This window comes from Wolbachia endosymbiont (group A) of Limnophora tigrina, assembly GCF_964263225.1.
Classification (GTDB): domain Bacteria; phylum Pseudomonadota; class Alphaproteobacteria; order Rickettsiales; family Anaplasmataceae; genus Wolbachia.
In genome coordinates this window covers 1077298-1096530 of record NZ_OZ181654.1, presented here as the reverse complement: position 1 = coordinate 1096530, position 19233 = coordinate 1077298, and the positions used below count along the sequence as shown (strand labels likewise).

Genomic DNA, 19233 nt, shown 5'->3' with positions numbered 1-19233 from the left:
ACTATATAATGCGGCCGCTGGTGAATTTTTGTAGGCTTAAAAATTACAGTGGTATCTACTAAAGCCTTATTCACTACCGGCATTATTATTTATGAGGTACAGTATGTTCAAAAATAAATTTGACACAGTTACTAATGTTTTCAAAGCTAAATCTAGTACAAGCGCAAAGACACTCAGGTCGGGTTTATTTGTTTCGGTAAACGTTGGTATGGCCAAAGCAATTAGTAATATAGACCTCTCTTCATTACAAGGCAATTCAGAAGATAAAGTCAATAAGCAAGACCTAATAATCATATATGATTATATTAACAAAGTAACTCAAGAAGAAAACTATAATATATGTACTAATAATCTTGATTATATAAAAAGCAGGATTTTAGAAGAAAATATAAGTGATTCATTAGCTGAAAAATTTTGTCAAGATGGATGGAATATAATAAGTAATGATGGTTCTTCGCTATTAACAGTGGCTATTGAAAGAATTAGGGAAAGACAACAAAAGAAAAATAGGGATTGTGATATTAAAATGGCTGTATCTCTAATTCTTGGTATGAAGAAAGAATTGATTACAAAACTGGAGAATTTTGCAGATAGTAATGATAAAACACTTCTACATTATTTAGCTGAGTTGGGTAAAGAAGATATTTTACGTTTTGTGATAGAAAATTCTAATTTTGACATTGAAGAAGCATTAAGGAATAAAGATAGAGATGGCAAAACACCACTACACTATGCGGCTAAATCTGGTAATAAAGAATGCTTGAAAATTCTCATAGAAAATGAAGCAGATTTTAGTTGCACTACCAATAATAAAACTGAGTTACACTATGCTGCCAGAAGCGGAAGTCCTAACCTCCTAGAATATTTAAAAGAAATATTGACAGCAAAAGGAATTTTTGATAAGGAGAAAATTAAAACAGATAAATATGGAAATAACGCATTACACTATGCTGTGCAATCTGGAAATGCTGAGTGCATAAAATTCTTCATTGATAATCAAGTACAATTTTTAAAAAATAAATATAATGAGAATCCTTTTCATAAGATTGCAGGTAACTCAGAAACTCAAGAAAATGCCATAAATTTTCTTATAAAGCATCTAGAATTTTTAGGTAGAGCAAACAGTAAAATTGATCAAGAAAATGTAGATGGTAACACCCCATTGCATATAGCTGCAAAACATGGAAATAAACAGCTAATAGAATTGTTTATTAAATCAGGTGCAAAAATTGTTCAGAATAAACAAGGTAACACCCCCTTACATATTGCTATTATACATGGTAATACATATTGTATAGAGCTATTTTATGAAAATATAGGAAATAGCATACTTCAATCCAAAGGTGAGTATGGAAGAGATCTTGTACATTTAGCTGCAATGTACGGGAAGTATGATTGTCTAACATTTTTACTCAATAAATTTCCTGATTACGATTTAAGTACAGAAACACGCAAAGGAAATATGGCCCTACACTTAGCTCTATCGAGTAATACAGAAACAGAACTAAGAAAAAAATGTGTGAGTCTATTAATAGACAGAAGCATGCAAGTAAATAAGAGTAATAATGAAGGAAACACCCCTTTACATTTTGCTGCCCAACTTGATTTATCGTTTTTAAGCATGATAGAAAAAAAGTTGGAAGAGAAGAAATTTGACGTTTATCAAGAGGTTTTGCGTGAGAATAGCAACGGTGACACCGTCTTTCATATGGCAGCACGTGTTGGTAATAAATCATGCCTTGAGCACCTTTTTAAAAAAGAGAGAGTGGGAGAAATATTAAGTAAGAAAAATAAGGATGGACAAACTTTACTACACTTATCTATCCTCAGTGGAAGAGTAGAATGCGTTAAGTATTTGGTAAAAAAAAGCCCAAAGTGTCCGTTCAGCAGAGCGGCAAAATAAGGTAGACAAAGCAAGATAATAAAGATAATCATAGGGTAAATATGAGGTAATATGGTAAACCTTTTAGAACTCTGCAAAAATTTACAGCAAAAAATAGAAAAGTTAGAAGCAAAAATAGAAAGATTGGAAAGAGAGAATGAAAGTTTAAAAGCAGAGCATGAGGCTTTAAAGATAGAGAACGCTGAATTAAAGGAAAGGCTAGGTTTAAATTCAAAAAACTCATCAATTCCCAATTCAAAAGAATTATACAAAATGAAAAAGGAAAAGCCAAAAAGCGAAAGAAAGATTGGTGGTCAAGTTGGGCATAAGGGTAATTATCGTGCTAAAATGGAAGCAGATGAGGTGATAAAGATAGAGTTGTCACCTACTTGCGAATGCGGAGGGAAGATTGCAATATGCGAAAAACCTTATATTCATCAGAAAGTAGATCTTCCGGAGATTAAGGCTTATGTAATGGAATATCAGTTGGAACATGGCCGTTGTCAGAGATGCGGAAAAAGAAGAAGTAGCAAGTTACCAGAGGGTGTTACGCCAGATACATTTGGCCCAAGGGTTAAGTCAGTAGTTGCAGCACTCAGTGGGTTTTATAAAAATTCAAAGCGCGAAGTAGCTAGCATCATAAATGATATCTTCAATTTGAACATAAGCGTCGGTAGCATATCAAATAGTGAACATAGAGTTGCTTCAAAATGCAAAAAAATGTATGAGCAGATCGAACAAGAGATAAGTAGGAGTAAAGTTCTACATATTGATGAAACGAGCCATTATAACAAAGGTAAACTCGCTTGGTGTTGGATGTTTGCAAGCAATACGGCAAGTTTTGTGAAGTTGACAGAGTCAAGGGGAATGAAAGTTTTAAAAAATAGTGTATGCTGCAATCGTAATAGCTTGGTAGTAACCGACAGATATGCAGCATACAACTACTTTGCTGATGAAAGAAGGCAAATCTGTTGGGCACACTTAGCAAGGGATTTTGAAAGATTAGCGCATAGTTGGAAATTTGAAGTTAAAGTTCTGGGCTGTTACTTGAGAAATGTAGCCACTGAGTTATTTGCACTGAAAAAAGCTTTACTAAAAAATGAGATAGATGTTTCAAGATTTATTAGACGTGCCAAGAAATTGCGAAAACGTACAAGGTATTATTTGAAGGAAATATCTCGCTTACCTGAAGCAATTGGAGCGTCTCGAGTTGCAAAGAATATTTTGAAATCTGAAAGAATGATGTGGAAATTTTTAGATGACCCAGAAAATACTCCGCTGACAAATAATCACGCTGAACGGCAAATACGGCATTATGTCGTTTATCGCAAAAATTCATATTTTACACAATCAGAACGAGGAAACTCATTCCTTGAGCAAATAATTTCGTTATACTTAACATGGAAACAGAGGAGGCTAAACCCTTTTCACAATCTTCTATCTATCGTTTCTTAAACCACTCTGCTGAACGGATACAGCCCAAAGGGTATTTTTTTAGAACAAGATACACAAAAAAAGTTGTTATTTGCAGCTATTTTGAGCGGCAATAAGGAATGTCTTGAATTTGTGTCAAAAGAACTTGTAGGTAAAAAGGTGGCTGCTAACATCAAAGTGTTATATGATGAAAATGACAATACACCGTTACACATGGCTGCTCTTGCCGACGACATAGGATTCTCTCAGTATGTTATTGAAAGTATTGCTAAGTCAATTATTAGGAACACAGTACCACTTTTTAACACAAACAGTCAAGGGCTTATACCTCTACATTTAGCTGCCATGAGCCTTAATGCTGAGTTAATAGAATATTTTATGACAGATAATCATTACCCCTATAATAAGAAAATGTTAAATGTTGTATCTAAATCTGGAAGAACAGCATTACACTATCTTGTAATGAGTGATAATGATTTTGAAAAAACTATAAATGAGGATTTTAAGCAAGGTCAATTTTTGAAAAAGTTGGTTTTAGAAAAGCGTAAACAAAATGAGCGCTTAAGGGAAAAAGCTATTAAAGCCTTATTCTACCTAACAATCAGCACCGGAGAGAAAACTGTAAATAAGAAGATAAATTTTGATATAAAGGATAATGCAAAAAAAACAGCTTTAGATTATGCTTTTAAACATGGCGACACAAATATCTTGAGGTTATTTTTAGATTTCTTTTATGAAATAAGGGAAAACAAAAAAAGGAAATATGATAGACTTAAGATATTTCACGATTGGAAAATGAACTTTACAAGTTTACGCATGAAACTAGATTAGAGAGTAAAGACAAACTCAATATTTCTCCTCAGAAAATGAGTAGGGGTGGTAGTGCAGTACCATGTTCGAATAATTCTTTAGAAGGTAGAAAAAGTTCACCTGTTTTGAATGATTTAACAGCAAAACTTAGTCTGTTTTCAAGACGCAACAGTAGAGTACAAAATACAATGGACAAGTTAGATAATCCATCATGTGTAATTACTATAAATGAGCATCCAGAAATTAAACCAAAAGCTCCGAAAAACAAATTCAAGAATGTTGCAACCAAGCTAAAAATAGGCAATATCTTTAGTAAGAAAAAAGAAGATCTTATTGCTTCATCAAGCTTATCAGAAGGTGCTAATCAAGAGAATATTACAAAAATGAATGAAGAAAACTGTGGGTTGATAAAACGATTTGGTGATACCAATGGGTATTCAACATTTTCGACTCCTTTTAATCCAAGCGGTTCAACCTCAAGAGAAGAGTGTGGTAACAATCATAGTGCAGCGAGTCATGTGAGTTATGGTAGTGCAAATAATTCTGTGAGTGATAAGGAAGTTAGTAAATCTCCATCTCTAATACTTTCTAACTTTGAGGAGGGGATTACTGTTGACTGTTTTAAATTCGAAAGATATAGACCAAGGTTATATTCAAGTCCATCTTGTGTGAGAAAAAGAGCAATTACAGCTAGATCATTGGAATATGTAATACTTCCTGATCATATAGAAAGAGGAAAATAGATGCAGATTGTAATCACTGACTCTGATAGCATCAACTTTCAGAGGAGTGATAGTAAGCATTATAGTAAACTGTCATTGAGTAGTAGATAAGGAAAACATAGAACAATTGGCAAGGCTATCGTATAAGATTATAGTAGAGAAGGAATTAGATAGTCTTGCTATAAAAAAGTTTATGTTTTCCTATTCGCATATGTTAACATTTTATTATATTAACGATAGGGTAAGGCAATAGCTGTTAATACTTTTGAAATAAAAGTTATATATGGTGCATATAGTTAAGTTAAAAGGAAGATTGTGGAAATTACTCCATCAATAAAAAAAGAATTAAAGCAAAGTATACTATACACTTGTCTAGAGAAATGCAAGAGTGCGTTTTGGTTCATTTTCTGGTTTAGTTCAGGGATTAATGCGTTGATGTTATTTTTGCCACTCTATACTTCTCAGGTACTTGATCGAGTGATATCGAGCGAGAGTGTATCAACATTAGTTATGCTGACGATTATTACTTTATCTGCGTTTGCATGTTCTGCAATGCTTGAAACTTGTCGATATTTAGCCATGGCAAAAATTGGCGACTGGATTGATAAAACTGCAACACCAGACCTAATAGTAAGGTCAATTAGGCTAACATCAGTGCAGAGCTCAACTTCCAGCGGTGAAGCAATACGAGATCTTGGGGTAATAAAAAATTTCATTACAGGAAATGGTATATTTTCACTATTTGATACTCCATGGTCGTTAATTTACCTTGTTTTCATCTTTATGATACATACCTCTACAGGGTTTATAGCTATTGCCGGAATTATTATATTAGTTTCAATGGCAGTATGGAATGAACTTGCTACTAAGCGTATATTGAGAGAAACCAATGAAGAAACTATACGTAATATTAATGCTATAGATGTTGCAACACGAAATGCAGAGGTGGTTGAAGCTATGGGTATGTCAGAATTTATAGTTTCTGATTGGTGTAAACGGAATGATCAAAATCGTGCAATGCAAGTTACAGCGCAGAATCGTTCTAATGTGATTACTGGGATTACTAAGTTTTTACGCTCGACTCTCCAAATTTCAGTAATTGGAACAGGTGCATTACTCGCAATCACAGCTCACAAAACTGCTGGTAGTATCATTGCTGCCTCAATTTTGATGGGTAGAGTATTGGCTCCATTTGATGCAGCAGTTCATACTTGGAAATTTTTAAATCAAGCCAAAATGTCATATGGCAGGCTGCAAAGACTTATCCTAACATCACCAAAAAGAGAGCAAACTATGGCTCTACCAGACCCTGAAGGGAAGTTGGAATTTGATAGAGTATTCTTTACTCCTTATGGGAGTAATAAGCCAACAGTAAAAGGAATATCATTTTTAATAGAACCAGGGGATGTAGTTGGTGTTATTGGCGCAAGCGCTTCTGGTAAGTCCACCATTGCCAAGCTAATTGTTGGTGTATGGAAACCCATATCTGGTGTAGTCAGACTAGATGGTGCTGATGTATACACTTGGAATCGAGAAAATTTTGGTAATTATGTTGGCTACTTACCTCAAGATATTGAGTTGTTCAACACTAGTGTTAAAGCTAATATTGCTCGAATGAGACCAGACCCAAATCCTGAAGAAATAATCAAAGCAGCAAAAACTGCAGGAATACATGAATTAATACTGAGCTTACCAAATGGGTATGATACAACAATAGGAGGACCTGGAGGAGTAATACTCTCTGGTGGCCAAAAACAGCTTCTTGGACTTGCAAGGGCTTTTTATGGTAATACTAAGCTTTTAGTGCTTGATGAACCGAATGCTAACTTAGACAGTAATGGAGAGGAGCGCTTGATTAATGCAATCAATGTTGCAAGAAAGCAAAATACTACCACTGTTATCATCACTCATAAGCTACCGTTACTATCCGTAGTTGATAAAGTGATTATCATGTCAGATGGTGTTATTTATGATATGGGACCAAAAGATGAGATTTTGAGCAGATTAGTTGCTCCATCACCAGATGACACAGAAGATAAACGTTCTTCAGCAAGTGGTTAAGAAAGAGAGAGGCTGTCACACTTCTCTTTCTCTTATAGAGTACTATATGCACAGTTTATAAAATCTTAAGCAATTGTTATTGTGTCCGTTCAGCAGAGCGGCAAAATAAGGTAGACAAAGCAAGATAATAAAGATAATCATAGGGTAAATATGAGGTAATATGGTAAACCTTTTAGAACTCTGCAAAAATTTACAGCAAAAAATAGAAAAGTTAGAAGCAAAAATAGAAAGATTGGAAAGAGAGAATGAAAGTTTAAAAGCAGAGCATGAGGCTTTAAAGATAGAGAACGCTGAATTAAAGGAAAGGCTAGGTTTAAATTCAAAAAACTCATCAATTCCCAATTCAAAAGAATTATACAAAATGAAAAAGGAAAAGCCAAAAAGCGAAAGAAAGATTGGTGGTCAAGTTGGGCATAAGGGTAATTATCGTGCTAAAATGGAAGCAGATGAGGTGATAAAGATAGAGTTGTCACCTACTTGCGAATGCGGAGGGAAGATTGCAATATGCGAAAAACCTTATATTCATCAGAAAGTAGATCTTCCGGAGATTAAGGCTTATGTAATGGAATATCAGTTGGAACATGGCCGTTGTCAGAGATGCGGAAAAAGAAGAAGTAGCAAGTTACCAGAGGGTGTTACGCCAGATACATTTGGCCCAAGGGTTAAGTCAGTAGTTGCAGCACTCAGTGGGTTTTATAAAAATTCAAAGCGCGAAGTAGCTAGCATCATAAATGATATCTTCAATTTGAACATAAGCGTCGGTAGCATATCAAATAGTGAACATAGAGTTGCTTCAAAATGCAAAAAAATGTATGAGCAGATCGAACAAGAGATAAGTAGGAGTAAAGTTCTACATATTGATGAAACGAGCCATTATAACAAAGGTAAACTCGCTTGGTGTTGGATGTTTGCAAGCAATACGGCAAGTTTTGTGAAGTTGACAGAGTCAAGGGGAATGAAAGTTTTAAAAAATAGTGTATGCTGCAATCGTAATAGCTTGGTAGTAACCGACAGATATGCAGCATACAACTACTTTGCTGATGAAAGAAGGCAAATCTGTTGGGCACACTTAGCAAGGGATTTTGAAAGATTAGCGCATAGTTGGAAATTTGAAGTTAAAGTTCTGGGCTGTTACTTGAGAAATGTAGCCACTGAGTTATTTGCACTGAAAAAAGCTTTACTAAAAAATGAGATAGATGTTTCAAGATTTATTAGACGTGCCAAGAAATTGCGAAAACGTACAAGGTATTATTTGAAGGAAATATCTCGCTTACCTGAAGCAATTGGAGCGTCTCGAGTTGCAAAGAATATTTTGAAATCTGAAAGAATGATGTGGAAATTTTTAGATGACCCAGAAAATACTCCGCTGACAAATAATCACGCTGAACGGCAAATACGGCATTATGTCGTTTATCGCAAAAATTCATATTTTACACAATCAGAACGAGGAAACTCATTCCTTGAGCAAATAATTTCGTTATACTTAACATGGAAACAGAGGAGGCTAAACCCTTTTCACAATCTTCTATCTATCGTTTCTTAAACCACTCTGCTGAACGGATACTTGTTATTAGAAAAATCCAATAATGATTAGCCGCGGAACCTATTTGCTAATTCTCTCACATTGACCTTAGACATTTCTGATATAGGCTCTTGTGTATATGAGACATCAGATTTAACGCCTTTTTTGTCATGACCTTTAGTAATAGAACATACTACAGTATCAGCCTTTACATGCTTAACACTTGGATCTGATTGAAACCCATGCTTTCTTTCCATTTGTGCTTCAAGCTTACTGCTATCATGTGTAACCCTACACCTTTCTAGATTACGGTCACGTTTGTCAGGAGCTACATATCCATCTATATCACTACATAAGAACGGGCGCACTTTGAACCTGTCTGAACTAACACCATTTTCAACACTTGCAGAATTATGAGCTTTTCTATTATTGCGCATTTTATCTACAGCTTCCTTTATTTTTTCTTTTGATGGTTTTGGCAGCAGTGCTGGCTTATATGCACATGCTGGTAGTTCTGGAAATGAGTCCTCCTGAAACAGCAAATGACTTTGGTTTCTCTTACTATCTGATTCTTCAATATTCTTTATTGGTGTCTTGAAAGAGTTTTCATTTTTCTTTCTTAGATCTAACTCATTTAATCCGCTTCCAACATTATTTTTTCTTGTTGTAGTGTGAATAACACCTGGAAGTTTCACTTCATACTTAAATTTTTTACCAATGGTATCTATTGACTCATTAGATGAGGAATCTATTTGAAACCTATCGTTTGAAAATTTTGATTTTGTAGCATCAAAAGATATACTACGTTTTTCTATCTTTTTATCAGTCATATTTTACCTCTAAACCTATTAACTAACAAAAGTATAAACTAAGAGGTATTAATTTTATTATAATAATAAAGGCTCAAGAAGCATCACCGTAGGGTTTTCTATATAGTACTTAAAGGCATTTAAAAATTTTGCTCCGAGTGCTCCATCAACTGCTCTGTGGTCAACAGAGAGAGTAACTGTCATTACCTCTGCTATCTCTATTTTTTCACTTATGACAACTGGTTGTTTTTTAGATGCGCCGACAGCCATAATGCAAGACTGTGGTGGATTGATTATAGCACTGAAAGTTTTTATACCAAACATGCCTAAATTAGAAATGGTAAACCCTCCTCCTTGAAATTCTTCAGGCCTTAATTTTCCAGATCGTGCTCTATTTACTAAATCTTTCACTTCTTTTGATATAGATAAAACACTTTTTTCATCAGCATTTTTTACTATAGGAGTAATAAGTCCATCCTCAAGCGCTACAGCAATTGAGATATCTATATTTGAATATTTTACTATCTTAGTATCTATCCACGATGAGTTTATGTCAGGAAATTTTTTCATGCTGAAAGCTACAGCTTTTATAATTAAGTCGTTAATTGTTACTTTATTGCTTTCATCTGCTGAATTAATTTCATTTTTGAGCGATATTAGCTTATCAACATGACAGTCTACAGTTAAATAAAAATGTGGAATATTTTGCTTAGATTCAACTAGGCGCTTCGCTATCACTTGGCGCATATTACTTACTTCAACTGTTGTATTTTCCTCAAATCTCTCATAGCTTTTAGTTTGATCTAAAAATTCTAATACATCAGCTTTGATGATACGACCATATGGACCTGTACCTTTTAATCGCTTTATATCAACACCTTCATTTTGAGCTATTTTTTTAGCTAAGGGGCTTACTTTTATTCTATTTTCTGTTGCTCTATCCTCTTTTTTAGATCCCAGTGTCACGCACTTGGATGACATTGAAGAGCTAGATGAAATCGAAGGGTTGGATGATACTGAAAAATCGGCTTCAACCTCCTTCTCAACCTTGGTATTGATGGCAGAAGCTAAATCAAGTGCGCTTCTATCTTCCCCTTCCTCTAACATTAGAGCTATCAGTTGATTTACAGGCACACCACTTGTTCCTTCCGACACTAAAATTTTTGCTAAAACTCCTTCATCGACAGATTCAAACTCCATTATGGCTTTATCAGTCTCAATTTCAGCGATTACATCACCTATTTCAACTTTATCTTGTTCTTTTTTACACCACTTTACAATTTTCCCTCCAGTTTTACTCATTGTTGGGGAAAGAGCGGGCATCAATATTTCTATAGGCATTTATTCTGCATTAAAAGATCTATTTAATTTTTAATTTACTCTTTACCCTATGTCAATCTAATCGTAAATCATGATACTTATATCATCCTAGTACGTGATGCTGGAATCTTGGTTGACTACTGTTATCCTACTATTTCTATTGCTTAGTCCTAGACAGAGTACAAATAGTAAGATCATCATGAAAATAGACGAATCTGTTATAATGGAAATAGAAAAATGTAGTGCTTACTATCCTCTCACAAACATATAGCTTGGGTACAGAAAAAATTTATATGAGGAGCTGGTTAAATTGATAAAAGATCAGAATTAATAGTAGTTTCCGAATCTTCTGTAGCAGGCTCTTCATGTGAAGCAGAGGACAGACTAACTTCTTTATCCTCTGTTCTCTGTATAGAACTACCACAAAAACTCCTTAACATCTCTTCAGCAGATGAATTTAAAATCTGTATAATAGACTTTTCACTTTGTTCTTTCAGCGATTGATCCATCTTAGAAATCAACTCAGAAAACTCACTACCTTCTTTTCTAGCTTCACTTTCTATCTTATTTTTTATGCTTTCTATATTACCTTGGTTAATTTCTTCTATTGTTACATCAAATGACTTTGCAATATCTTGATATTTAATTTTACAATCGCCACAGCCAATTATACAAAGAGCGATGGAGTTAGATATTTCACTTGCAGCCCAATTGTGTATAGTGTAAGCCAAGTAATTGTCATGGTATTTAATATCAAGCTGTTTCTCTATAAGCTCAGAAATTTTCTTTTTTAAAGACATAAATCACCCCCTTATACCTTCTGATTAAAGTACAACAATTGGTACTTCAATAGCAATACATATATATTTTTGTTTTAATTAATTATTAAAGCAAGAAGCTTTTATATCCTAAAACATCACTTAGATAAGCTAATGTCAAAAAATTTTTAAACGAGAATTATTGCATATATATTACTTATTTGGCCAAATTACTTTGGCAAAATAGCATATAAAAATTCAGGCTAATTATGAGTATTAAAGAACGGAAGGATTTACAACTGGAGTTATTAGGAATTGTTTTCAATATACTCGTAGAAAGTGAAGATAATACCATACAAACTATGGAAACAAGAGCAGTAGAGATAATTAAAAAACTAAAAGAACACATTAATGATGATATAAAACATCGTGTAGAATGTGATAGTCAAAAAATGACAGTTTTAGACTGGATTATTGTTTGTGATTCTCAGGGTGATGTTAGACTAAAGAACAAGTCGCTATTAAAATTTGAAAAGTCAATTAAGGATGTTGGAGGAAGATCAAAGCGAAATTCAAGAGGTTATGTTGGAGATGAAAGAGAGGAACTTCTGAATTCCTACTTCTTTAGAGATCTTGATAGAGCAGATGACAGAGAACTATTCTCTGAAAACAGGAGTGAAAATATAACAAGGCCAAGAGAAGTACCACTTAGTTCAAAAATAGGACAATTAATTGTTGTAGTTTCATCCATAATTGTAGGTACTTACTTTGGTGCAATAGTTGGTATGCTCCTTGCTTTTTCATGTGCTTATTTTGGTATAATCACCACACTGCAGAACCGATTCTTCTTATCATGGTTGCTATTGCTGTTATAGGCGCTATTGTAGCAGCAACTAAAATAATAGAGTGTATATCAAGGGCCTAATCTTCCTCTTATTAGCGGTCTGGAAACTGAACATATCTTCCCCAATAGGCAAAGAGTCATTTAGAAAAAATTTGGGTAAGGTTCAAAAAAGCCCATTGATAAAATACAGAGGTTTAATTATAGTCTTGTAATTTAGGTTCTTAGTTAAAAATTTTTGTTTTAGCGGTTAAATAAAGCCAGATCTTATTAGAGAGAGGATCTTCTTATCTCTTCTTTACCTTCATTTTCATTTCTAACAATTTTTTTTCCACTTAATATGTCTCTTATTTCATCTCCTGTTAAAGTTTCAAACTCCAGTAGATTTTCAGCAATGAGCTCCAAGTCTTTCCTACGCTTGGTTAAAATGTCTTTTGCTTTTTCATAGCAAGAAAATACGACTTTCTTTACTTCCTCATCTATAAGTCTTAACGTATCTTCAGAAATTGTCTCAGAATCATGTGTGATTTGTTCGCGATTATGATAGATCGGACCTATTTTGTCGCTCATTCCCCATTTTGTCACCATAGAACGTGATAAATCTGATGCTAGTTTTATATCTGAAGATGCACCGCTTGTGACTTTATCATAGCCAAAAATTAGCTCTTCTGCCACACGTCCACCCATTGCAACAGTTATATCTGCTAGCATCTTTTCTCTTGTGAGGGACACTCTATCTGTTTCTGGTAGTCTCATAACTAAACCGAGTGCTCTACCACGTGGAATAATTGTTGCTTTGTGTATAGGATCAGAAGCAGGCATATTAACTGAAACTACTGCATGACCAGCTTCATGGTAAGCAGTAAGCTTTTTTTCTTCTTCTGTAATGACTAAGGACCTTCTTTCCATGCCCATCATCACTTTATCACGTGCATACTCAAAATCATCCATGGTAACAATTTTCTTATTTCTTCTTGCAGCAATAAGCGCAGACTCATTCACTAAATTTGCTAGATCAGCCCCTGAAAAACCTGGCGTTCCCCTCGCAACTGTTTTTACGTTTACATCTGGTGCTATCGATATTTTCTTTATATGCGTATTTAATATTCTCTCACGCCCATTTATATCAGGTAAAGAAATAGTAATCTGTCGGTCAAAACGACCAGGTCTAAGTAGTGCTGGATCTAGGACGTCTGGACGGTTAGTTGCAGCAATTATTATCACACCTTCATTAGACTCGAAACCATCCATCTCAACCAGTAACTGGTTTAATGTTTGTTCCCTTTCGTCGTTACCGCCACCAAGACCGATGCCGCGATGCCTACCTACTGCATCTATTTCGTCTATGAAAATTATACAAGGAGCATTTTTCTTACCTTGATCAAACATATCCCGGACACGGCTTGCACCAACACCGACAAACATTTCAACGAAATCAGATCCAGAAATACTAAAAAACGGTACATTAGCTTCACCTGCAATTGCACGAGCAAGTAGAGTTTTACCAGTTCCAGGGGAACCAATTAAAAGGCATCCTTTTGGTATCTTCCCACCTAACACTTGAAATTTTTGCCTTTGTTTAAGAAAATCAACAATTTCAACCAACTCTTCTTTTGCTTCATCAATCCCAGCAACATCATCAAATGTCACTTTTTTTCCAGTAGTCATAAGCCTAGCTTTTGATTTGCCAAAGCTTATAGTTCTATTACCTCCTGCTTGCGTTTGTTTAAAAAGGAAAAGTAATAAACCGATAAAGATAAGGGTCGGAACCCATTGAATAAGTAATCCACCAATTATACCTATTGCAGAGTCTCCAATTGAAAAGGAGAACTTCACTTTCCTATCATGCAAACTTTTTATTAAGTCACTATATATAACACCACTTGAGTTAAAGGCTGACCCATCCCTAAACTTCCCTTCGATACTTTGGTTTCTTATTGTAATATTTTCTATATCATTATCTTCTAGTCTAGTTAAAAATTCTGAAAAAGGTATGGTTGTTTTACTCTTACCTATACTTCCGCTAAATTGAATATAAGCAACTGAAATAAGAACAATAATCACTAACCAGATCAATAAGCCTTCTAAAAATTTTTTCATTTACATTTCTAATTAAATACTAATCAAGCTTACCAAATTTTGTTCTATCGTGCTATTAATAATGCATCGAATCTTATCATCACCGTATTTCTCCGTTGTAATTTACATCAGGATAAGCAACCACCTTTCCATTTTTTTCACTGTTGGAAAAGAGTAGTAAACTTTAGAAAAATAATTACAAATTTAAAAAATTGTTTTTCACTGCAATAAGTATATGTGTTATGTACTGGTAAGATGCTGCTGCATATAATTTTCTACAGCAGGTTGTAGTAATGCACTTATTACATTATTACCTGTATTGCTCGCTTTTCTATTCTTGAATTTTTTATGTGTACTATTAAACTCTTCAAGTGCTTTTGTAAAATCACCCATGCTAACAACAGGTTCTTCCATTTTTTGCTCTTGAGTACGCCTTACAGTATTATGCTTGGCCTCATTTACTAAATTAGATAACTCAGCACCTGAATAGCCTTCAGTTTTTTCTGCAATTTCTTTAAGGTTTAGATCTGATCCAACTGGCACATTCTTCATATAAAGATCTAATATCTTTTCTCGTGAGCCCAATTCTGGTAGGCGAATATAGATATGCTTAGAAAAACGGCCAGGCCTAAGAAGCGCTTCATCTAAAACTTCACGACGATTAGTTGCAGCAATTACTATTATACCCTTGCTAACATTAAAACCATCCATTTCAATCAATAATTGGTTTAAAGTTTTGTTATGGTCCTCGTTTATAGCTCTATTAGATTGGCTCCTAGAGTCAATACGTTCTGAACCGATAGAATCTATCTCATCTATAAAAATTACACAAGGAGCCTTTTTTCTTGCTGTTTGAAAAAGTTCTTGTATATTGTGTGCACCTTGATTAACAAATTGACCAGCAATAATAGCTCCGGAAGTGGAAAAAAACGGAAGCTTAGCTTCACCTGCAACAGCGCGAGCAAGAAGTGTTTTACCATTTCCTGGTGGACCGTGTAAAAGGTAACCTTGTGGTGGCTTAAAGCCAACTTTTTCAAACATTATTTTTGTCTCTTGTGATATAATATCACAAATCATTCGTAACTCTTCTTTTACTTCATCTGATACTATAACATCGTTAAACGTTACTTCTTGCTTACTTTGCTCAACTTCTATTACTTTAGATGGTGTCATTAAATAGATAACAAAACCTAATACAGCTGCAATGCATATTACTGAACATGTCACTACAGCAGATGTTATAATAATAGGCATGAAGGATATAGTGGCTGCAGCAGCTTTAATTAAAAAAAAAGAACATACATAAGATAAATAAAAGCAGCGATTGTTAGACATAATAAAACAAATTTAAAAAACCTTGCCCCACTCATTGTAATCCTTAATTAAACATCAATTAACTTTAGCAAATTTTCCTTTATTATGCTAGTGATAAAATATTTAATCTCATCATCACCAATATGCTTGCTATCATGTTTTATACATGGATAAGCAAGCATCTTTCCATCTTTTTGTACTGTAGGCAAAGAATAGTAAACTTCAGAGCAATAATCATAATTTTTTAGAAATTCAGGGATTTTTTGTGTTTTTTTTAGCGGAGCAATAGTTACTGAACACTCCTGATCTCCAAATATTGTGCAGCTAAACCTGTTATCCCATTCAATAGAACCATTTAATGGTAAGTGTACAGTAATTTCCTGTATATTTGACGATTCTCTCATTATCAAAATACTTTCTCCATATTTTCTTATTTTGCATCCATAGAGTGTGCAATTAACATCACTATTTTGTTGCAATATTCTATTAAATATTGCGATAAGGCTACGGCACCTTGGTTTATAGTGCTTGTTGACAATTGCCATTATAGAATAAAGAAGAAGCCTTAAAGCTATTTCCTCTGGCAGTTTATAAAGTTCATCTAGTTTAATTTCAATATAACCAAGATCATGAATATTAACGCAGTCATTAAGTGCAAGGCGTGTGTAGTGCATCAACGCTTTTGCAGCTCTTTTCATATGAAGGGCTGTGAGGCATATTCGCTCTGTTAAAATCTCTTGATTGTCACTTGCTTTAAGTAAGTTACGGTATAAAGTTCGTCTGTATTTTAAGTCATAATTGCTTCTATCTTCGATCCATTTTAACCGGTGAAGATTAGCGTACTTTTCTATTTCACTACGACTAAAATTTAACAACGGCCTAAATATATAAATACCATTTAAGAAAGATTTGTAATCCATTGATGATAATCCATCTACTCCACTACCTCGCTCCAATCTTAATAAGAACGTTTCTGCTTGATCATCTTTGTGATGAGCAACGAGCAAACATTTAACATTATTGTTTTTACACCACTCTGCTAGTAACTTATATCGTGCTTTTCGTGCCTGTAACTGAATATTACCTTTAATATTTTGCTTCTCCCAATTTAATATGAACGATTCCTTTGCTCCAAGTTCTTTTGCATAACTTATAACAAAATCAGCTTCTTTTTGAGACTCTGAACGTAACCCATGATTTACTGTTAATGCTATAGGAAGTGAAAGCTTGTTTTTTTTTGCCCAGTTAGTCATTAAATGCAGTAAGACTATACTATCTACACCACCTGATACTGCAACTGCGATTTGGTTATGGAAAGCAAAACTATTAGCTATATTTTGAAATAATAACTCTAATTTCATTATGTTCCTTGATGGCCAGATAGTCTCTACGTCATACAGCGACTTATTTGTGGTATATATAGATCCCGCTAACAAGCAGCGGAATTGCTCTCTTTTGTCATCCCAGTGCTTGACACTGGGATCCAGGTTTTAATGCAAGAAACTACTTCTTTATTCCAGAAAATGAAAATTCCACTCTACGATTTTTAGCATGCTCTTTTTCATATTTAGAATTTCTAGAATCATCTTTTACATTAACCAAAGGCTCAGTTTCACCTTTAGAAGCAGTTTTTATTCTATTTTCTAGATAAGGTGTACAGCTGACCATAAATTTTTTAGCTGCATCTGCTCTTCTAGCTCCTAGTGCAAGATTATACTCGTGAGAACCACGATTGTCAGTATGACCAGTTAAAGTGACCTTTGCGTCAGGATTATTTTGTAACACTTCCATCACGTCAAGTAATGCATCTGCACTCACTTCACTGATACTAGATTCATCATAACCAAAGAAAACTCTTTTATCACCTATCTGCTTAACAACAGCATTCATTTTATTTGTCGTATTTACTCCTTTTTTAGGGCAAGAACTTACACCAGTAAGCAGTAAACAAAAACAACACATTATAATCAGTCTACTCCACATCACTAAACCTCCATAAATTTAAAATATAGTGCGTAATTTTAATTTTAGTACTAATAATCCCTCTATACTAGAATAGAGTCAAGGGAAATAAAATACTAAATGTTTTCTTTACAATCTTATAATTAATTTTCTGATAAGATGCTCAATTCTTAGCAATGAAGTACAATAAAAGAATAAAAATACAATTTTTTATTGTACTTTAAGCAAATATACTTTTAACTTTATTATTAATCTATTACGATATTAAGCAGATGTTTCAAAGCAATGAATAAAAATGAGATCTTATAAGTTTTTAGAGGAAGTATTACATAAGGTAAGGAATATCGAAAACACACTAAAACTACTAAGCAAAAGCCAATTGAATGTAGAGGACAAAGTTGAACAAATGTGTCTTCTAGAGGAAATCAGACATGAAATTATCTCTCATGATGCAATAAAGGAATCATTAGCGAATGCTCTTAGGAATAAAAAGAGTGCTAATATTCAGCAGCTAAAGTTAATAGAGGGGATACACAAAAGCAGCAGTGCTATTCCTGTTGATTTAGTAAAATCTTTGTCCAAAGCTAAGATTGAATGCCAAAACTTATGGAGGCTAACTAATTCTGAAATTAGTAACTTAGAAAAGCTGAAAGAATGCTTTACTAACCTAATTAAGCTTACTCGTGAAGCAGCTTCTATAAAATCGCAGCAATTAAAGCGCTCAAACTATGAGTCATTGCTTGCTGACTATGACTCTAATATCACAGAAAAGAACATAAAGGAAATATTTCCTAAGCTAGGTAAATTTTTTAGTGAAAATGTAGAGAAAGTAACTCAAAAGCAGAAGAAGGATAAGGTTACTAATATACAAAAAGTTACGGTTCAGAGACAGATTGAACTTGGTTCCTTATTCTTACAGCAAATGAGTGTTACACCAAATGAGATTTCCATTTCTTATTACGATCCTATCGATTATGATGAATCTGACCTTTGTTATGGTTTATTTTTACTTTTACGGCATACTGGTTATGCAATTCATCAAAAATGTTTAGCGCAAAATTCTATAAAGAGCTCAATTACGAAACATATTATGTATGAAACTCAAGGGTTATTCATGGAAAGGATCATTGGAACATCCAGAGAATTTATTGAGTTCATTCAACCACACATAAAGGAGAAACTTTCTACAAAAGGCAAAATTAATAGTAGTGTTGAAAATTTGTATTTGATTTTCAATAAAGTAAATCTTTCATCTTTTTTGAAGAATGCGGATGAATTTAGTTTATTGGCTCACATTATGCTAAGAACTAAATTAGAACAAGATCTAATAAATGGTACGTTAGAAGTTAAAGATCTACACGATAAATGGTTGGAAGGTATGAAGCATTACAAGATTTCAGTAAAAGCTAAAAATGAGCTAGACACTTATTTTCAAGATGAGTATTGGATAAGTGGTGTTATAGGCTACTTTCCTATTAAAGTCATAGCGTTAATCGCTGCTGTGCAGTTTTTTTCTTTCATTAAGAAAAATCATTACGAATTTTTAGATTCTATAGTAAAAGGAGATTTCAGTTTACTTATCGATTGGTTCTCTAAAAATGTATATAGTGCAAATTATGGCTTTTTGGAACAGCTAAAAAAGGTAACAGGTAGGGATTTAGATATTGAGTGCTACACTAGTTACTTATCTGAAAAGTATAATTTGTCTCAATAAATGGT

General features: G+C 33.9%; 15 protein-coding genes and 1 pseudogene. 8 read left to right on the top strand and 8 right to left on the bottom strand.

Going from position 1 to position 19233, the window contains the following annotated elements; genetic code table 11:
- The first annotated feature begins 103 nt into the window (after positions 1–103).
- The 6 genes from ACE38P_RS05060 to tnpC (ACE38P_RS05035) all read left to right on the top strand — a co-directional run bounded on the left by ACE38P_RS05060 (position 104) and on the right by tnpC (ACE38P_RS05035) (position 8452).
- Positions 104–1903, top strand: a complete 1800-nt coding sequence (locus tag ACE38P_RS05060) for an ankyrin repeat domain-containing protein (protein ID WP_374699625.1) — start codon at positions 104–106, stop codon at positions 1901–1903.
- A 51-nt stretch (positions 1904–1954) separates the two neighbouring features.
- On the top strand, positions 1955–3337 hold the full coding sequence (tnpC, locus tag ACE38P_RS05055) for an IS66 family transposase (RefSeq protein WP_374699286.1): 1383 nt from the start codon (positions 1955–1957) through the stop codon (positions 3335–3337).
- An 81-nt stretch (positions 3338–3418) separates the two neighbouring features.
- Positions 3419–4147: a hypothetical protein gene (locus tag ACE38P_RS05050; RefSeq protein WP_374699624.1), complete on the top strand. Its 729-nt coding sequence runs from the start codon at positions 3419–3421 to the stop codon at positions 4145–4147.
- A gap of 35 nt (positions 4148–4182) precedes the next feature.
- Positions 4183–4869, top strand: coding sequence for a hypothetical protein (locus tag ACE38P_RS05045; RefSeq protein WP_374699623.1), 687 nt, complete (start codon positions 4183–4185; stop codon positions 4867–4869).
- A 294-nt stretch (positions 4870–5163) separates the two neighbouring features.
- Positions 5164–6909, top strand: coding sequence for a type I secretion system permease/ATPase (locus ACE38P_RS05040; RefSeq protein ID WP_374699622.1), 1746 nt, complete (start codon positions 5164–5166; stop codon positions 6907–6909).
- A 160-nt stretch (positions 6910–7069) separates the two neighbouring features.
- Positions 7070–8452 carry an IS66 family transposase gene (gene tnpC, locus ACE38P_RS05035; RefSeq protein WP_374699286.1) on the top strand — a complete coding sequence of 461 codons (1383 nt, stop codon included), beginning with the start codon at positions 7070–7072 and terminating at the stop codon, positions 8450–8452.
- A gap of 47 nt (positions 8453–8499) precedes the next feature.
- Here tnpC (ACE38P_RS05035) and ACE38P_RS05030 read toward each other — a convergent pair whose 3' ends face one another.
- From ACE38P_RS05030 to ACE38P_RS05020, 3 genes are all read right to left on the bottom strand, one after another.
- On the bottom strand, positions 8500–9261 hold the full coding sequence (locus ACE38P_RS05030) for a hypothetical protein (protein WP_010403294.1): 762 nt from the start codon (positions 9259–9261) through the stop codon (positions 8500–8502).
- A 57-nt stretch (positions 9262–9318) separates the two neighbouring features.
- Complete coding sequence (locus ACE38P_RS05025) at positions 9319–10581, bottom strand: pyruvate dehydrogenase complex dihydrolipoamide acetyltransferase (protein ID WP_374699621.1); 1263 nt, start codon at positions 10579–10581, stop codon at positions 9319–9321.
- 284 nt (positions 10582–10865) lie between these two features.
- A complete protein-coding gene (locus ACE38P_RS05020; protein ID WP_374699620.1) occupies positions 10866–11360 on the bottom strand; it encodes a hypothetical protein in 495 nt (164 codons plus the stop codon).
- 227 nt (positions 11361–11587) lie between these two features.
- Here ACE38P_RS05020 and ACE38P_RS05015 point away from each other — a divergent pair, with 227 nt between their 5' ends.
- Positions 11588–12193: a hypothetical protein gene (locus tag ACE38P_RS05015; protein ID WP_374699619.1), complete on the top strand. Its 606-nt coding sequence runs from the start codon at positions 11588–11590 to the stop codon at positions 12191–12193.
- 236 nt (positions 12194–12429) lie between these two features.
- On the opposite strand, the gene ftsH is transcribed toward ACE38P_RS05015, so the two are convergent.
- From ftsH to ACE38P_RS04990, 5 genes and pseudogenes are all read right to left on the bottom strand, one after another.
- Positions 12430–14259, bottom strand: a complete 1830-nt coding sequence (gene ftsH, locus ACE38P_RS05010; protein ID WP_010406977.1) for an ATP-dependent zinc metalloprotease FtsH — start codon at positions 14257–14259, stop codon at positions 12430–12432.
- A gap of 12 nt (positions 14260–14271) precedes the next feature.
- Positions 14272–14421, bottom strand: a pseudogene (locus ACE38P_RS05005) (tRNA(Ile)-lysidine synthetase); the annotation flags it as partial.
- A gap of 57 nt (positions 14422–14478) precedes the next feature.
- Positions 14479–15411, bottom strand: coding sequence for an ATP-binding protein (locus ACE38P_RS05000; protein WP_374699618.1), 933 nt, complete (start codon positions 15409–15411; stop codon positions 14479–14481).
- A gap of 209 nt (positions 15412–15620) precedes the next feature.
- The gene (gene tilS, locus ACE38P_RS04995; protein WP_265041825.1) at positions 15621–16913 is read right to left on the bottom strand and encodes a tRNA lysidine(34) synthetase TilS; all 1293 of its coding nucleotides are present in this window, start codon (positions 16911–16913) and stop codon (positions 15621–15623) included.
- A gap of 142 nt (positions 16914–17055) precedes the next feature.
- Positions 17056–17535 carry an OmpA family protein gene (locus ACE38P_RS04990; RefSeq protein ID WP_007302208.1) on the bottom strand — a complete coding sequence of 160 codons (480 nt, stop codon included), beginning with the start codon at positions 17533–17535 and terminating at the stop codon, positions 17056–17058.
- Between the two features lie 274 nt (positions 17536–17809).
- Between ACE38P_RS04990 and ACE38P_RS04985 the strand changes: the two genes are divergently transcribed.
- Positions 17810–19228 carry a carboxypeptidase gene (locus ACE38P_RS04985; protein ID WP_010403317.1) on the top strand — a complete coding sequence of 473 codons (1419 nt, stop codon included), beginning with the start codon at positions 17810–17812 and terminating at the stop codon, positions 19226–19228.
- Positions 19229–19233: the final 5 nt, after the last annotated feature.

Excerpts from the sequence above, each read along its gene's own strand:
- ACE38P_RS05060 (WP_374699625.1), top strand. The coding sequence starts at position 104 with ATGTTCAAAAATAAATTTGACACAGTTACTAATGTTTTCAAAGCTAAA.
- tnpC (WP_374699286.1), top strand. The coding sequence starts at position 1,955 with ATGGTAAACCTTTTAGAACTCTGCAAAAATTTACAGCAAAAAATAGAA.
- ACE38P_RS05045 (WP_374699623.1), top strand. The coding sequence starts at position 4,183 with ATGAGTAGGGGTGGTAGTGCAGTACCATGTTCGAATAATTCTTTAGAA.
- tnpC (WP_374699286.1), top strand. The coding sequence starts at position 7,070 with ATGGTAAACCTTTTAGAACTCTGCAAAAATTTACAGCAAAAAATAGAA.
- ACE38P_RS05030 (WP_010403294.1), bottom strand. The coding sequence starts at position 9,261 with ATGACTGATAAAAAGATAGAAAAACGTAGTATATCTTTTGATGCTACA.
- ACE38P_RS05025 (WP_374699621.1), bottom strand. The coding sequence starts at position 10,581 with ATGCCTATAGAAATATTGATGCCCGCTCTTTCCCCAACAATGAGTAAA.
- ACE38P_RS05020 (WP_374699620.1), bottom strand. The coding sequence starts at position 11,360 with ATGTCTTTAAAAAAGAAAATTTCTGAGCTTATAGAGAAACAGCTTGAT.
- ACE38P_RS05015 (WP_374699619.1), top strand. The coding sequence starts at position 11,588 with ATGAGTATTAAAGAACGGAAGGATTTACAACTGGAGTTATTAGGAATT.
- ftsH (WP_010406977.1), bottom strand. The coding sequence starts at position 14,259 with ATGAAAAAATTTTTAGAAGGCTTATTGATCTGGTTAGTGATTATTGTT.
- ACE38P_RS05000 (WP_374699618.1), bottom strand. The coding sequence starts at position 15,411 with ATGACACCATCTAAAGTAATAGAAGTTGAGCAAAGTAAGCAAGAAGTA.
- tilS (WP_265041825.1), bottom strand. The coding sequence starts at position 16,913 with ATGAAATTAGAGTTATTATTTCAAAATATAGCTAATAGTTTTGCTTTC.
- ACE38P_RS04990 (WP_007302208.1), bottom strand. The coding sequence starts at position 17,535 with ATGTGGAGTAGACTGATTATAATGTGTTGTTTTTGTTTACTGCTTACT.
- ACE38P_RS04985 (WP_010403317.1), top strand. The coding sequence starts at position 17,810 with ATGAGATCTTATAAGTTTTTAGAGGAAGTATTACATAAGGTAAGGAAT.